16 protein-coding genes and 1 tRNA gene are annotated in these 16,040 nt (G+C 40.1%); 12 read left to right on the forward strand and 5 right to left on the reverse strand.

All coding sequences use genetic code 11. The annotated features are described in order from the left end of the window. Positions 1 to 42: 42 nt before the first annotated feature. Positions 43 to 972: a dihydrodipicolinate synthase family protein gene (locus L2567_RS10240; RefSeq protein WP_235297669.1), complete on the reverse strand. Its 930-nt coding sequence runs from the start codon at positions 970 to 972 to the stop codon at positions 43 to 45. Between the two features lie 138 nt (positions 973 to 1,110). Between L2567_RS10240 and L2567_RS10245 the strand changes: the two genes are divergently transcribed. Beyond that, complete coding sequence (locus L2567_RS10245; protein ID WP_235297670.1) at positions 1,111 to 1,965, forward strand: helix-turn-helix domain-containing protein; 855 nt, start codon at positions 1,111 to 1,113, stop codon at positions 1,963 to 1,965. A 7-nt stretch (positions 1,966 to 1,972) separates the two neighbouring features. Here L2567_RS10245 and pyk read toward each other — a convergent pair whose 3' ends face one another. After that, positions 1,973 to 3,406, reverse strand: a complete 1,434-nt coding sequence (pyk, locus tag L2567_RS10250; RefSeq protein ID WP_235297671.1) for a pyruvate kinase — start codon at positions 3,404 to 3,406, stop codon at positions 1,973 to 1,975. Positions 3,407 to 3,636: 230 nt separating this feature from the next. Between pyk and L2567_RS10255 the strand changes: the two genes are divergently transcribed. From L2567_RS10255 to L2567_RS10270, 4 genes are all read left to right on the forward strand, one after another. After that, a complete protein-coding gene (locus L2567_RS10255) occupies positions 3,637 to 3,870 on the forward strand; it encodes an acyl carrier protein (protein WP_235297672.1) in 234 nt (77 codons plus the stop codon). Between the two features lie 96 nt (positions 3,871 to 3,966). Beyond that, positions 3,967 to 5,211: a beta-ketoacyl-ACP synthase II gene (gene fabF, locus L2567_RS10260; protein WP_235297673.1), complete on the forward strand. Its 1,245-nt coding sequence runs from the start codon at positions 3,967 to 3,969 to the stop codon at positions 5,209 to 5,211. Positions 5,212 to 5,217: 6 nt separating this feature from the next. Then, entirely contained in the window at positions 5,218 to 5,964 is a 747-nt protein-coding gene (gene rnc / locus L2567_RS10265; RefSeq protein WP_235297674.1) for a ribonuclease III, read from the forward strand. Further along, complete coding sequence (locus L2567_RS10270) at positions 5,965 to 7,197, forward strand: metal-dependent hydrolase (protein ID WP_235297675.1); 1,233 nt, start codon at positions 5,965 to 5,967, stop codon at positions 7,195 to 7,197. A 22-nt stretch (positions 7,198 to 7,219) separates the two neighbouring features. Here L2567_RS10270 and L2567_RS10275 read toward each other — a convergent pair whose 3' ends face one another. After that, on the reverse strand, positions 7,220 to 7,831 hold the full coding sequence (locus L2567_RS10275; protein ID WP_235297676.1) for an IPTL-CTERM sorting domain-containing protein: 612 nt from the start codon (positions 7,829 to 7,831) through the stop codon (positions 7,220 to 7,222). 162 nt (positions 7,832 to 7,993) lie between these two features. On the opposite strand from L2567_RS10275, the gene L2567_RS10280 reads away from it, so the two are divergent. From L2567_RS10280 to L2567_RS10300, 5 genes are all read left to right on the forward strand, one after another. After that, positions 7,994 to 8,716: a DUF4197 domain-containing protein gene (locus L2567_RS10280; protein ID WP_235297677.1), complete on the forward strand. Its 723-nt coding sequence runs from the start codon at positions 7,994 to 7,996 to the stop codon at positions 8,714 to 8,716. Positions 8,717 to 8,795: 79 nt separating this feature from the next. Further along, entirely contained in the window at positions 8,796 to 10,181 is a 1,386-nt protein-coding gene (locus L2567_RS10285) for a M20/M25/M40 family metallo-hydrolase (RefSeq protein ID WP_235297678.1), read from the forward strand. After that, positions 10,178 to 10,705, forward strand: coding sequence for a hypoxanthine phosphoribosyltransferase (hpt, locus tag L2567_RS10290; protein WP_235297679.1), 528 nt, complete (start codon positions 10,178 to 10,180; stop codon positions 10,703 to 10,705). Before L2567_RS10285 ends, hpt begins: the two co-directional genes overlap by 4 nt. Positions 10,706 to 10,783: 78 nt before the next feature. Further along, positions 10,784 to 11,608, forward strand: a complete 825-nt coding sequence (locus tag L2567_RS10295; RefSeq protein ID WP_235297680.1) for an alpha/beta hydrolase — start codon at positions 10,784 to 10,786, stop codon at positions 11,606 to 11,608. Continuing rightward, on the forward strand, positions 11,580 to 12,128 hold the full coding sequence (locus L2567_RS10300; RefSeq protein ID WP_235297681.1) for a hypothetical protein: 549 nt from the start codon (positions 11,580 to 11,582) through the stop codon (positions 12,126 to 12,128). The genes L2567_RS10295 and L2567_RS10300 overlap by 29 nt, the downstream gene beginning before the upstream one ends. Here the strand turns inward: L2567_RS10300 and L2567_RS10305 are convergent. Continuing rightward, positions 12,125 to 13,177: a fatty acid desaturase family protein gene (locus L2567_RS10305; protein ID WP_235297682.1), complete on the reverse strand. Its 1,053-nt coding sequence runs from the start codon at positions 13,175 to 13,177 to the stop codon at positions 12,125 to 12,127. The genes L2567_RS10300 and L2567_RS10305 overlap by 4 nt on opposite strands. 279 nt (positions 13,178 to 13,456) lie before the next feature. On the opposite strand from L2567_RS10305, the gene L2567_RS10310 reads away from it, so the two are divergent. Further along, a tRNA-Gln gene (locus L2567_RS10310) sits at positions 13,457 to 13,528 on the forward strand. A 412-nt stretch (positions 13,529 to 13,940) separates the two neighbouring features. Here L2567_RS10310 and L2567_RS10315 read toward each other — a convergent pair. After that, positions 13,941 to 14,822: a dioxygenase family protein gene (locus tag L2567_RS10315; RefSeq protein ID WP_235297683.1), complete on the reverse strand. Its 882-nt coding sequence runs from the start codon at positions 14,820 to 14,822 to the stop codon at positions 13,941 to 13,943. A gap of 227 nt (positions 14,823 to 15,049) precedes the next feature. Here L2567_RS10315 and L2567_RS10320 point away from each other — a divergent pair, with 227 nt between their 5' ends. Then, positions 15,050 to 16,039 carry a trypsin-like serine protease gene (locus L2567_RS10320; RefSeq protein ID WP_235297684.1) on the forward strand — a complete coding sequence of 330 codons (990 nt, stop codon included), beginning with the start codon at positions 15,050 to 15,052 and terminating at the stop codon, positions 16,037 to 16,039. Position 16,040: the final 1 nt, after the last annotated feature.

Consider the following 16,040-nt stretch of genomic DNA (forward strand, 5'->3'; position numbering starts at 1 on the left):
CATTATTTTTATCATTCTATAAACTGCAATTTTTTAATTGATCTAAGCAGTCTCTAATACATCCAAGGTAAGATAATCAGGCAACTTTGGTCTGGTTTTCAAACCAATTTCAATAATGTTTTTGACGCTCTTGCGCTCTGTTCCAGTAAGCGGCATTCGGGGTGGTCTCACATGCTCGCTGCCTAAACCAGTGTATTCTTCTGCCAACTTGATATTCTGCACCAATTGTGGATTGATATCGAGTTCCAGCAATGGCATAAACCATCTGTAGATTTCTAAGGCCTCCTGAATTCTTCCAGCTTTTGCCAGATAGTAGATGGCACAAGTTTCTTTTGGAAAAGCAGCAACCAGACCGGCTAGCCAGCCATCGGCACCAAGCAATATACTTTCCAGTGCAAGTGTATCCACGCCGCACAAGATTTTCAAACGGTCGCCAAATCTATTTCTTATTCTCGTTACATTGGTCGTATCTCTTGTGCTTTCCTTCACTGCTGCAATATTGTCTTGTTTAACCAGACGTTCAAAGATATCTAAGGTCACTTCAATCTTATAATCCACCGGATTATTGTAAACCAAAATGGGAAGATCCGTATTCTTAGCGATGGTTTCAAACCAAATGGTCGTCTCCTCATCAGTAGACTTGTACATCATCGGTGGTAATGCCATCAGGCCATCAGCACCGTTATCCTGAGCCAACTTAGCCAGCTTGATGGCCTGTGCAGTACTGCTTTCGGCAATATTGACAATAACAGAGATGGCACCATCTGCCGTTTTCTTTGTCTCCTGCAAAAGCTCCATTCTCTCCTCAGGAGTAATCGTGCTCGATTCTCCAAGTGATCCTCCTAAGACTAATCCATTGACACCAGCCTCAATTTGTGCTTTTGTATTTTTATTACAAGCCTCTATATCCAGACTGAGGTCTTCCTTAAATTTTGTGGTGATTGCCGGAATCACACCTTCCCATTTTACCATATTTATTCGATGTTTTGATTTTTGACAAAAGTAATACTGCAGATCCAATGCTGATATTGAAATCTTGATTGACTTTTTGCATATATTGACATTATACTACAGATTTTATGAAAAAAGAAGTCTTAATATGCAAATAATATGAAAGCACTCCCTTTTAATATACCTAAAACCGGCAATACATCTTTTGTGATTCAACAAGATAAAATGGATTTCTTCTACCCTTACCTCCATAAGCACGAAGAGATACAAATCTGTTGGATCAAAAAGGGGGAAGGTACTCTCATCGTACAGGCTGATATTTATCGCTTTAAGAAAGGAGACGTATTTATCATTGCTTCTAACAGGGCACATCTCTTTAAGAATGAAACAGATAAAAGTGTAGAGACTTTAAGCCTTTTCTTTAGTACAAATCCATTAAATAACATACTCATGAATGTTCCTGAGATGGAAGAAAGTAGAAAATATTTTAATCAGATTTCATCCTGTAATCTACTGGATCCTCAAATTCACACCTTATTGGAAAGAATTTACAAGAGCAACTACCTTCAAGGCCTCTCCCATTTTATTGAATTGCTCGAACTGATCATCCATACTTTACCTAAAGAAACAAATATCAACCTGGCCTATTCCGATAAAAGTGAAAACAAGCTTCGTAAAACCATTGAATTTACAATGGAAAATATGACCAATCCTATTCAAATTAGTGACTTGGCAAAATATACCAATTATACACCTGAAGCGTTTTGTAGGTTTTTTAAGAAAAGAACGGGAAGAACATATATTGATTATTTAAATGATCTTCGGGTCAATGTCGCCTCTCAAAAGATTCTTCAGCAGGAAGTAAGCGATATAAAAAGCATCGCATTTAGTACAGGCTTTAACAACGTCAGTCATTTTAACCGCGTTTTCAAGAAATACAAAGGATGTTCACCCCTACAATTCAAGAAAGAACAACAAATTCAGACTCCCTTCCTCAAATATCTTGAAGAATAAGTCAAAACTACACATGCGTCACCTTCAGCATATTGGTCCTACCCTTATCTCGTAGCGGCATGGTTCCTGTATTGACCAAAACATCGCCTTTCTTGACCGTTCTGCTTTTCTGCAAGATATTGGATAAATCTTCAATGGTTTCGTCTGTGGTCGTAAACTTATCATAATAGAAAGTTTTGACACCCCAAACCAGGTTTAGTGTATTCAGAATTTTCTGTTTCGCTGAAAAAATAAAAATCTTGCTGTTCGGTCTGTAGCTCGAAATTTTGAAGGCCGTATACCCCGAAATGGTTAATCCTGCAATTCCTGTTGCACCCACATCTTCAGCGACCTTTGCCGCATTAAGACAAATGGTGTCAGAAAGGAACGTTTCTGATTCTCTATTGGGCTTTGGTCTCTTGCCGGTCCACTCATAATTTTTCTCAGCCTCGGTAATGATCTGATTCATCTTTTCAACCACCAATGCCGGATGTGCCCCGACAGAAGTTTCGCCGCTAAGCATCACCGCATCAGTACCATCTAATACCGCATTGGCTACATCTAAAATTTCAGCTCGCGTAGGGTTTGGATTCTTGATCATAGAATCCATCATTTGAGTTGCTGTGATTACAGGCTTTCCTCTTTTCAGACACTTTTTGATGATCATTTTTTGCAACGCTGGCAGTTTTTCCATTTCGACTTCAATCCCCAGATCTCCTCGGGCAATCATTATCCCATCAGATGCCTTGATGATTTTATCTATATTTTCAATGGCTTCCGGTTTTTCTATCTTGGAAATCAACTTCGCCGAAAAGCCCTTTTCTTCGATGATACCCCTTAGTTGCTTAACATCTGCCGACTTTCTCACAAATGAAAGTGCGATCCAATCCACTGCATCCTGGGTACAGATGTAATCTAGATCAATCAAATCTTTTTCTGTCAGACATGGGATAGAAACGCTGGTATCCGGAAGGTTTACTCCTTTGTTCGAACTCAATCTTGATCCATACAAGACTTTCATCTTTACAGCATCTTCACCATTGGTTTCAACCACTTGCATGATGACATTGCCGTCATCTAACAAAATCTTTTCTCCCGGATTGGCATCTTTGGGAAACTCCTTATAGCTGATGGACACGCGCTCTTTATTTCCCAGCACTTCTTCATTAACGAACATGATTTCATCCCCTTTTTTGATGGGGAAACCATCATCCTCTATTTTTCCAATTCGAATCTTAGGTCCCTGAAGATCGGCCAAAATACTCACGTACACCCCGTACTTTTCCCTGATATCAACAATCCTGTCGATGACCTCTTTGTGCTGTTCGTGCGTTCCGTGTGAGAAATTTAAGCGAAAAACATCCACTCCTGCCTTTACTAAGTTTTTAAGCATAGCAGCACTGCTACATGCCGGCCCAACGGTGGCCACGATCTTAGTATTCTGATGATCTACAATTTTCATAAGTCTAGTATTAATTTGGTTCTAAGAATGCCCCAAAACCAATGAATATACAAGGGCATAATTTACTGCAATAAGCGAACAAAAATAGTTTTCTTCTTCTAAATTTATAATAAATTGGAAGAAATTGGAACTCTCATATAGTAATTCAGAGTTAAATTTCTCGAACATTTTTAGGGATTGCAGGAATAAAGCATTAATTTCGCAATTCTAAATTTAAAAGATTTTATATCATGTCAGAAATTGCAGACAAAGTACAAAAGATCATCGTTGATAAACTAGGTGTTGATGAATCTGAAGTCACACCTGAAGCTAGTTTTACTAATGACCTGGGAGCTGACTCCCTCGACACTGTAGAACTTATTATGGAATTTGAAAAAGAATTTGATGTTTCTATTCCAGATGAACAAGCTGAACAAATTCAGACTGTTGGACAAGCAGTAGAATATCTGGAATCTCAGCAGTAATACATGAGGTTTCGCCTCATTCACATATCCACAAATGTTATAGATAATGTTTGTGGATATTTTTTTTACATTATTTTTAGGCCAATTTACTAGATTATGAGAAGAGTTGTAGTCACAGGGATAGGAGCGTTGACACCTATAGGTAATACAGCAGAAGAATACAAAAAAGCATTATTTGACGGTGTAAGTGGTGCCAAACCCATAACGCATTTTGATACTGAGCATTTCAAAACTAAGTTTGCCTGCGAAGTCAAAAACTTCGATCCTGAAGATCACTTTCACAAAAGAGAAGCCAGAAGATTGGATCCTTTTACTCAATTTGCCTTGGTCGTAGCTGAAGAGGCTATGCAGGATAGCGGTTTAGATCTGGAGAAAATAGACCTGGAAAGAGCAGGCGTAATCTGGGGGAGTGGAATCGGTGGTTTCTATACCATTGAAAATGATATTACAGAAGCTGCACTTGCTGAGCCCGGACATCGGTACTCTCCTTTTCTGATTCCCAAATTGATTTCAGACATTGCTCCTGGACACATTTCCATCAAGTACGGATTAAGGGGGATCAATTATGCCACCGTATCTGCCTGTGCTTCTTCCTCTCACGCCATTGGCAATGCGACGGATTATATAAAACTTGGAAAAGCAGATATTATTATAGCCGGCGGCTCAGAAGCAGGTATTGTCAAGGCAGGTGTAGGTGGATTCTCATCTTTAAAGGCACTATCAGAAAGAAATGATAGCCCGGAGACAGCATCCAGACCTTTCGATAAGGATCGCGATGGCTTTGTATTGGGCGAAGGTGCCGGTGCACTGATATTAGAAGAGTATGAGCATGCTAAAGCCAGAGGCGCAAAGATATATGCCGAAGTAGGCGGGTCAGGCATGACTGCAGATGCTTACCACATTACCGCACCTCATCCCGATGGACTGGCGGTGACCAGGGTGATGGAATTGGCCCTTCAGGATGCAGGCGTGAGCAAAGAGGATATAGATTATATTAATGTACATGGAACCTCTACGCCATTAGGTGATATTGCTGAGATCAAAGCGATTGTCAACGTTTTCGGTGAGGCTGCTTACGATCTCAACATCAGTTCCACAAAATCTATGACAGGTCACTTATTGGGAGCAGCAGGTGCTATCGAATCTATCGCAAGCATCTTTGCCCTACAGGAGAATAAAATTCCACCCACGATCAACCATTTTACGGATGATCCGGAAATAGACCCCAAATTGAATTTAACGTTTAACAAGACACAGGAAAGAGAAGTAAATAACGTAATTTGTAACACCTTCGGATTCGGAGGTCACAATACATCTATCGTTTTTAAAAAAGTAAGCTAAAGGATTTTGGGCTACATTAGGAAGTTCTATAATTATTTTCTATCTCCTGAAAAGGAGCTTGCCCGTAAGATCAAGTCTGTCGTTGGTTTTACGCCATCGAGACTTCGTATTTTCAAATTGGCTTTCTATCATAAATCTATGAATGATAAATTGGCCGGTGATTTCAATAACGAAAGACTGGAATACCTGGGAGATGCCATCCTTTCTACCGTAGTAGCAGAATATCTTTTTAAAAAATATCCCAATAAAGCCGAAGGTTTCCTGACTAAAATGCGATCCAAAATCGTCAAGAGAAAAACTTTAAATGAGATCGCTGATAAGATGGGCATCGATATGATACTCACCGATTATTCTCAGGGAAATCTATCCAAATCTATGTTGGGCAATGCTTTAGAAGCGTTGATAGGTGCCATTTACATAGAACATGGGTACAACGACACCAGGGATTATATCATTCGAAATGTACTCAGAAAGTACCTGGATATTCATCAACTAGAGTCTACGGATGATAATTATAAGTCTCAATTACTTGAATTCTGTCAAAAAACCGGAAAGGAGGTTGATTACAAAGTCCTGTCAAAATTTAAGCACGAAAAGAGAGATCGATTCCGAATCGCAGTACTGATCGATGGTGAAGAGACTGCTGAAGCAGAAGACTTCAATAAAAAATCTGCTGAACAATCAGCTTCTAAAGTTGCCTTGAAAATCATCTCGGCTAAAGAACCAAAGGCTGAAACTTCTGTTACGTCGTAAGTGGATTCATTAACTCAAATTGTTTTAGGAGCGGCAGTCGGTGAAGTTGTGGCAGGTAAAAAGCTGGGCAATAGAGCAATGCTATGGGGCGCAGTAGCTGGTACCATACCAGATCTCGATGTCATCATAGGAGCACTTTTTATGAGTGAGCTGGACGCATTGGCATTCCATCGCGGATTTATGCATTCATTTACCTTTGCCATTTTGTTTTCGGTCCTGATCAGCTTTTTGGTGCATCGATTGTATTCATCGGGATACTACCAGCGCAAAGCTCATAAGATCGCCTCTTTTGTGGGTGCCATTTTGATGATGGTTTTCATGGCAGGTATTTTAAATTTTATTCCGGTAGTGGCCTCTGGAGGAGTTTCAGTCTGGCTTATTTTGATCAGCTTGCTTTTGGTTGGGTTTTTCTCGTATCGATTGTGGACCAATTATTATATGAAGAATCCACTGGAACATGTCAAAATGACTTTCACCCACTGGTATGTTTTCTTTTTCCTGACGATTGTTACGCATCCTATTCTGGATTGCTTTACGACCTATGGAACACAGGTTTTTCAGCCTTTTTCAGATTACAGGGTGGCGTTCAATAATATTTCGGTTTTTGATCCACTCTATACCGCACCATTTTTAATTCTTGTACTTATAGCAGCCTTTTTAAAGAAAAGCCACAAAGCCAGGTTGTGGTTGACCATTGCAGGTTTAACGATCAGTTCATTATACATGATGTGGACTTTTCGAAACAAGGCGGAGGTCAATGCGGCATTTGAAAGTTCATTAATTGACCAAAATCTCCCGTATACCGAAATTTTTACATCACCTACCATTGCCAATAACCTGCTGTGGAATTGTGTCGCCATGGGCAATGAAGTATTTTACACCGGCTTTTATTCTATCTTAGATTCACTGCCTGAAGTCAATGATATACTTACTATTCCTGTTAATAGTAATGCTATTAAAGGGCATGAGAATGATGAAGCAGTAGAAGTGCTAAGGTGGTTTAGTGATGGCTACAATACCTACGAAAAACCTGACAGTTCAACGATTATTGTCAATGATCTGCGATTCGGGCGGTTTTCATTAGACAATGATGATAGCAGCCAATTTGTATTTAGATTTACGCTGGAGAAAAACCGTGAAGGTACTTATACTTTAACAGGTGATTCTGCCGGCCCTCCAGAAAATCCAGATGGATGGTTCCGTGATCTGTGGAATCGGATGATGGGAAATTAAAACCGCCCAATCCTGACAAGTACTAGGCCTTTTCAAAAAGCTTTTTAGTCTGTGAACGACCGACTGCAACAGCAAAAATCATCGAAAACAATCCTAAAATGATTAAGCCCCATTGAGAAAGTGTGGGTACATTGAATAAAGGATCCCTTGTATAAGCGATATCATCAACGTATCCAGGTTGGTCAAGCGAGACCCTAACCCTTGTAACTCTGGTCGAAGAAATAGTAACGGTTTCAAATCCGCTTCCAGCTATCGCAAAAGATTGAACTTCCACAGATGCTCCATTTTCGTCGAAGGCTTCTACAATTAAGTTTCCTGGAGTTGCACTAAATCCTGCATTAAAGCTTATTCCACTCGTAGGTCCATCAAATAAAATATCTTCGATAGTTCCTGTAATAACAGGATTAAATTTTAATGCGTTAGGTGTGGAAAAACCCGTGATAGTAAAACTTCTGCAATCTAATACCTCTGCTCCACCAGTAAATGTAACATATCCATCAGAATAAGCATCAGCTGGGGTATTTTGATCGATAAACACTGTAGGAGCAAACATTCCGTCAAAATTTATGAAACCACTTTGAGCGTGGGAAAGTCCCAAAGTAAAAAGGCATAAAAGGGTGATTAGATTTTTCATTTTCTATCGTTGTTTTGTTTTGTTGATATCAAATATAGCAAAAACCTGTCCATTGTAGCGTATCACATCTTTGCCAACATCACATAAATTAACAAAGCTTTAATAATTAGATCAAATCAATTACAAATTCCTATCGTTCTATAAGCGGTAAAATATTTTAAAATGAGACTTTCTTTCTTGCTATTGGCAATTCTTACATTCACAATATCCAACGCCCAGATTAACCTTGGCGGCCTCATTGACAAAGGCAAAAAAGTATTGGAAGGCGAAAATCCCCTGTCTAAGGACGAAATCGCCGCTGGACTGAAGCAAGCATTGGATAAAGGGATAGACGAAGCCGTCACCAGGCTTTCAGCTGAAGATGGCTACCTTGCTTCCACTTATAAAATAGAAGTGCCGGAAGAAGCGCAGAAAGTGATCAGCAAATTGAAACTCGTTCCGGGATTCGAAAACGTAGAACAGGAACTCATCTTGAGAATGAACCGTGCAGCAGAAGTAGCGGCTAAGAAAGCCACCCCTATTTTTGTCGATGCCGTCCGTTCCATCTCCTTTGATGATGCCATGAATATTCTTAAGGGCGAAGACGACGCTGCCACCGACTACCTCAGTGCTAAAAGCAGGAAGAAATTATATGATGAGTTCATGCCTGTCATTGTTTCTGCATTGGATGAAGTCAATGCCCGTTCATATTGGAAGTCGGCCACTGATGCCTATAACAAATTGCCTTTTGTGAAAAAGGTCAACCCTGAATTGGATGATCATGTGAACACTAAAGCTTTGGATGGCTTGTTTGGATTGATTGCCGTAAAAGAAAAAGGTATCCGCAATAATATAGACCAACGCAGCACGGACCTTCTCAGAAAAGTCTTTGCACAGCAAGATTAATCGCTCAGCCTATTGTTCACTGCAATGTGGTTCTAAAAAATATAGATAAAGGTTTATCTTAGACTTTAAATTGAAGTTCATGATCAAACCGGTTTTAGTATTCCTCTTATTTTATGTCCATGTTTTCATGCTGCAAGCCCAGACATCTGATGATGCATTCGTTATTAAAAAAATATACGAAACAGCATTGGCGGAAAGCAATGCATACGAATGGTTGACGCACTTATCAGAAAATATAGGTGGTCGATTAGCGGGCTCACCCAACAGTTATAAAGCCGAAGATTACACACAACATATATTGGATTCACTGGGCGTTACCACCACATTCAGACAGGCAACTGAAACCACTTACTGGAATCGAAAGGAGGAAAGCCAGGTTTTCGCCCATCTGACCGATAATGCTAAAATACTTTTGCCTTCTACATCCCTTGGTAACACCATAGGTACAGAAGGAAAGGAAGTCAGAGCAAAGATCATCGAGGTCAACGGACTAGATGAAGTTGATCAACTGGGAGAAGAAATGATCTCCGGGAAAATAGTCTTCTACAACAGGCCCATGGATCCTACTTTAATCAACACATTTAATGCCTACGGAGGGGCTGTAGATCAAAGAGCGTTCGGTGCCTCAAGAGCTGCTAAGTACGGAGCGGTAGGAGCCATCGTGCGATCCATGACCAATAAGTTGGACGATGTACCTCATACAGGATCATCCATCTACGAAGACGGGGTAAAACGCATTCCTTCGATTGCCATCAGTACCAACGCTGCTGAAATGTTAAGTGATATGCTGAGCAGGAATCCAGACCTGGAACTGAGCTTTTCTAACGATAACGAAATCATTCCTAATCAGACGAATTATAACATTATCGGAGAATGGAAAGGATCAGAAAAGCCTGATGAGATCATCGTGGTGGGAGGTCACCTGGATTCCTGGGATCTGGGAGGTGGAGCCCATGATGATGGCGCAGGTTGTGTTCAGGCGATGGCTGTGGTAGAAATTTTTAAGAAAATGAATTATCAACCCAAACACACCATTAGAGTGGTCATGTTTGCCAACGAAGAGAATGGTTTGGCTGGTGGAAGAGAATATGCAAGGCTAGCCAAAGAAAATGGTGAGAAACATTTGTCAGCCATTGAGTCAGATGCCGGAGGTTTTACTCCCAGAGCATTCAGCACGGACGGTTTAGATTCATACTTCGATGAAAAATTCAAGAAGGTTTCCAGTTGGTTTACACTGCTTGAGCCATATGGAGTGACTTTAATAAAGGGTGGCTCAGGTGCAGATATCAGCCCATTGAAAGAACAGGGTCCACTGCTTTTTGGCTTGCGTCCTGATTCCCAACGCTACTTTGACTTTCATCACACGGCGGAAGATCATATTGAAGCCGTGAACAAGAGAGAATTGAATCTAGGAGCGGCTGCGATGACCTCATTAATATACCTCATAGACTCTTACGGCATATGATTAAGATTCACGACCTGGAATTCGAAGCTTTTATTGATCGAGATGATATCGATGATCGGGTAGGTGAAATAGGTTATGAATTGACCCGTAAATTTGAATTTGAAAATCCACTCTTTCTTGGAATGTTGAGCGGTGCCTTTGTTTTTATGGCTGACATCATCAGGGAATTCGACGGAGACTGCGAAGTGCAATTCGTTAAGTACTATTCCTACGACGGCACCAAATCTACTGATTCGCTTAATGAGGTCATCGGAGTGGACGATAGTGTCAAAGACCGTACCGTCATATTGATTGAGGACATTGTGGATTCCGGAAAAACACTACAGAAATTCTTACCTCAATTGTATTCCAAAGGACCCAAACATGTAGAAGTCGTCAGTCTGCTCACCAAACCAACAGCCTTTCAGCACGATATTCAGATTGACCATGTCGGCTTTGAGATTGAAGATGTTTTCGTAGTAGGATATGGTCTGGATTACAATGGATATGGTCGCAACTTGCAGGCCATCTATAAAAAACGATAGCATTTATCTCATTGCAAGTCTTTCAAGCCCTTAAAAAATTTTTATCTTAACCTGTAACGTAAACAGAGGCCGCCTTCTATGATATTCAAGATCCTATTCGCACTCGCACTTGTCTACTTGGGTATATTGATGTTTTTCTATGTCTTTCAGCACTACTTCTTTTTTCGTCCGGAAGTCCTTCCTCAGAATTTTCAATATAAGTATCCCTTCCCTTTTGAAGAAGTTCATTACGAAATGGAGGATGGTGGAATGATCAATGGCATCCATTTTAAAATCCCCAATGCCCTTGGCGTCGTTTTTTTCTTAAAAGGTAATTCGAAGAGTGTCAAAGGTTGGGGTAAATTTGCCAAGGACTATGTAGGAAAGGGCTATGATTTTTTCATGGTGGATTATAGAGGTTTTGGCAAAAGTAAGGGCAGGAGGACAGAAGCGGTATTGTATAGTGATGCCCAATTTCTGTACAAAAAACTATTGGAACAATACGATGAAGAAAATGTAGTCATTTTAGGCAGATCATTTGGCAGTGGGATTGCGGCACGCATTGCATCCTGGAATAATCCGAAGATGCTGATCTTGGATTCTCCTTACTACAGTTTCAATTTCAATATGAAAAGATGGGGTTTCTGGATACCTATTGACCTGCTATCCAGGTATAAAATCCCTACCAACCAGTTCTTAAAGAATGTTAATTGTCCCATCCATATTATACACGGCAACAAAGACCGATTGATCAGCTATCGGCAAGGAAAGAAGCTATACGAAGAAAACAAGGATCGGGCGACACTTTACACGATAGAAGGAGGATCGCACAATGATTTACCGGAATTTCCCGAATTCCATGAGTACCTTTACGACATACTAGTAGAACAGGTGTATGAAAAAACAGCAACAATCAGTGGTTAAAAACTTTTGGATCTGGATGCTATGTTTGGGTTTTTCCACCCTCACATTGGCACAAAAGACCTCGAAAGAATGGAAGAAATACGAAACTGCAGATTATACTATATCCTACCCCTCGACCTGGACGCTGGATGATTCCGGACAGCTTGGCACTCAATTTTTTCTTTTTAGTCCCGTTGAATCAGCCAATTCCACATTCAGGGCCAATGTCAACCTGATCATTCAGGATTTGTCCGGTTTGAAGCTAAGTTTGGAGCAATATGCTTCGCTTTCAGAGGATCAGATTAAAAATCTCATTACTGATAGTGCGATTTTAGAAAGTAAAAACCTGGGAGGAGAACCTGAAATACATCGTTTAATCTATACAGGAAGGCAAGGTGTACACGACTTAAAGTTTTACCAACACTACTTTATCGTCAAGGACAAAGCCTATGTATTGACATTTACCAGTCAGGAAGAACGATTTGAGTATTATTCAAAAGTCGCTGAAGAAATACTCACCAGTTTTTCGCTCGAAGATTAGCTTAATCGGACCTTTTCTAAACGATAGAATTCACGGAACGAAAGCATTCGCTGTAATTCCTCATCCCAAAGTTTGCTTCTCAGAATCTTAAAGGTATCCTTGATTTTCACGACAGTGACATATTCGCTGAGTATTTTATGTTCCTTTAGTGCTTTCGGCAAATTGTAGTTAGGAATGGAGGAACTCAGGTGGTGTATGTGGTGTATGCCAATGTTACCCGTTAACCATTGAAGCGGTTTTGGCAACTTATAATAGGTACTACCGCGAATGGCCGATACCAGGAAGTCCCAATTTTTCTTCCAATGCTTGTAGGAAAACTCATGTTGGTGCTGAACGTAAAAGAACCAGAATGCAATGATTCCAAAGACAAAGATCAGCATAAACTGAATGATAAAAAATTCTTTCCAGCCGATCAACCATGCCAGGCCAATGTAGACTGCGGCGATGACGAAATTGTTTTTGAATAGATTTCTAAGTTTGATTCTTCGGACCGCTTTCCATTCTACGCCGATTCTATTGGAGATCGCGAAATAGTAAATGGGTGATATGACAAACAGGACGAGTGGAGTCCGCAAGATGCGATATTTGAGTTTGCCCCACCTGGACATTTGTCTGAATTCTTCAGTTGTTTTGAAAGGCACATCTCCGATATCGCGCACTTCAAGCTGTCCGGAGTGTGCATGATGGAAATTGTGTACTTTAGCCCAATACTTAAAGGGAAGTGAACTAAAAATACTGCAAATCCAACCAATGATTTCATTGGCTTTCTTATTCGTGAAGAAAGACTGGTGACCGCAGTCGTGTTGGATGATAAAAATTCTAACCAGGAAAAATGCATTGATCAAACCCAGTCCAATGGTGATCCAGATGGACCAACTCAGGCTGAGGTACATTAAGATCCAAAGGCCGATAAATGGAGCAAAAGAAGTGATGATTTGGATCACTGCTTTTGTATTATCAGGCGTTTTGTAATTCTCTATGATTTCTTTCCAGTTCTTGAGTCTGGTTTTAATTTCTTCGTCGATGGTGCTAAAATTTGGATAATTCATTTTCTTATACTATTACCTGTATTAAGCAAAATTAGGGAAAAGGGTTCATTACAACGGTACTATATTGGGATAAATATTGGTTAATGTATGCTTAAAGTTTTAATTGGAGTATGTTTTAATGGAAGATGCGGAGGTTGAAAGCTTTGATAAAGTGTATGGTTGCTATGGGTTTGAGAGGTGTGGTGGTGCGGAAAAGAGTTTTTGGGTCTGATTGAAATTTTCATTAAGAACGGTAGGAAATTAATTTTTTTGTTATAAATTTGCCGTCCATTTAAAGGATGACCCATGGTGTAATTGGCAACACTACGGTTTTTGGTACCGTCATTCTAGGTTCGAGTCCTAGTGGGTCAACAATGAAAGAAAGCTCTGTAAATTAGATTTTGCAGGGCTTTTTGCATTCATTTAGGAAAGCTGGATGTTGTTTCTAGAACAGCAATTTTTTCGAGCATCTAAGACCTTTCTTTCAATACCATGATGCATGGAAGCTTTCTATCTTAGATCTTATGAAGCAGATAGAAAATTCTATTGCACTAATTTTGAAGTTAATGGTTATTTCTATGATACATTGAATGTGCAAACGAATGATGAAAGTTTAACTTTTCAGCAATATGTAACTGCCATACTTTATTCCAACAAACATGGACTTATTAGTTTAGTAGGTTATGTCTACAATTCCAACTACGGCTCTGGTTGGGAGCGGATTAGAGTCGAAGGTCAAATTTATCACTCCCACAAATACTGTTCAATATATATTGTTTTCTATTTAAATCTTATGCGCCTGCATTTTTGTTTCCTCCCCTTGACCATTCACTCTGAGAATATTGGCCGTCACTCCGCCATCTTCGATTAATTCAAAGGTTATGGTATTAGGATTGCTGGTTCCCGGATATACAAAGGTATTGTCTCCCACATAATTAAAACCAAGGCCAAATATTTCGTTCTTCATCCATAGCTGCCCTTCATGTTTGAAAAATTCCATTTCTCTGTCCCCTTTACTCATTTTGTATTTACCTACAATCCGATCGAGTGATTCCGGCGATACCAAAAACTTATCCTGCATCGTGACATGGTACTCCACCACACTCATTTCGCCTTCTTTCTTGACATCAACGATTCTGTTTTGGGCCGCAGCAGATGATGAGCTTGCGTCATCGTCCAGATATTCATCACCTTTAAAATAAATCTGGGTTACCAGACTTTGATAGCCAGGCGCGCTGATCAACATATGGAAATGAGCCGGTCTGTAATTGCCCGGACTGGCCTGATAAGGTACAGGCAAATGCGTCGTAAATTCATAGGCCCCATTTTCATCACACATGGTTGTTCCTCTGTATAAAAAATCATCACTGTCGTTGTCATAGATCTCATCAGGAGAACAATGCCATAATTCCACCCTTGCATCTTTAAATGGAGTAGTACAGTCCGGAAGGCGAACCATTCCTTTCAATTTAACCAACATGCCCTCCTTTCCGGGAACAACTAAATTGTTCCTCAGAGGAGCGTTAGGCCGATAAAACGGTCCCAAAATATCTGATGTGGTTTCGCAATCTGCTACATATTTACTGCCATTAAAGGCTATTTTTCCAAAGGCGGAAATGGCAATAGCTCCCAGGGAAGCGTACTTGGTGAAATCTCTTCTTTTCATTGTTTGGTTTTTTAGTGACTAGTAAGATACTGAAATTTTTAGAATATCCAGATAGAACAGGTACGGCAAACATTGAAGAGAAAAATTCAACAAAATTTGTATTTATTTGATATATCAAATATATTTGAAAAAACTTAGGATATGATGGACCTTCCAAAACACACCTTTGCTTATCACCTCTTAACAACGGTTCTGACAAATCAATACAAACCGAATAACTCATTGACATGAAACACATCATAAAAGCATTGACCTTATTACTTTCAATCTTCTATACCATAGAACTGAACTCTATCATCATTCGGCATGACATTGAAGAAAAACAGTTTATTGAATTGGCTAAAAATCTCCCTGTCATTGATGCCATCGTCAAATACAATGAAACAGATGTTGCAGGTACACTCATTACAGATCAATGGGTGCTTAGTGCAGCACATGTTGCCGAAACCATTAAAAATGATCACAAACTTATCGTCGCCGGCGATTCTGTCGGGATCCATCAGATTTTTATCCACCCTGAATGGGAGGAAGAAGACAGGCCTGATCTCGCACTCATCAAACTCAATCAACCTTTAAAGCATGTAAAACCTGTCCCATTGTACACCGAAATGAATGAAGTTGGCCAGGAAGTTATTATAGCCGGAATAGGTGACTTCGGCAACGGACTTACTGGCATTCAGGGAAAACCGGGAACCATGAGGGCCGCAACCAATCTTGTAGATGGTGTTACGGAGTATTATACCAGGGTATCTAAGTACTCCAATTGGATCGAAGAGACCATCAGTGACCATTCCGTAGAAAACTTGTTTGATTTTTGGGTTGGAGAATGGGAAGTCAGTTGGATTTCAAATGACTCAACCAGAATAGTAGGCACCAATACAGTGCTCAAAATTTTGGATGGCAAAGTCATACAAGAAAACTTCAACGATCCTTCACGGAATTTTAAAGGAACCAGTATTTCTGTTCTTAACACTGCAGACAACGCATGGCATCAAGCGTGGGCATACAATCAGGGTGGTTATTATGAGTTCGTGGGTGAACGTCAAGGTGAAGATAGAATCTTCAAAACTAAGAATGAGGATGAAAGAGGCGCAACCTACAGGATGATTTTTACCGATATTAAGCCTGATTCCTTCACATGGAAATGGCAAGGTATTAAAGAAGGTCTGGACGACTGGAAAACGGTATGGGAAATTGATTATGTCAGAATCCAATAAG

It is taken from the genome of Portibacter marinus (assembly GCF_021533195.1).
Lineage (GTDB): Bacteria > Bacteroidota > Bacteroidia > Chitinophagales > Saprospiraceae > Portibacter > Portibacter marinus.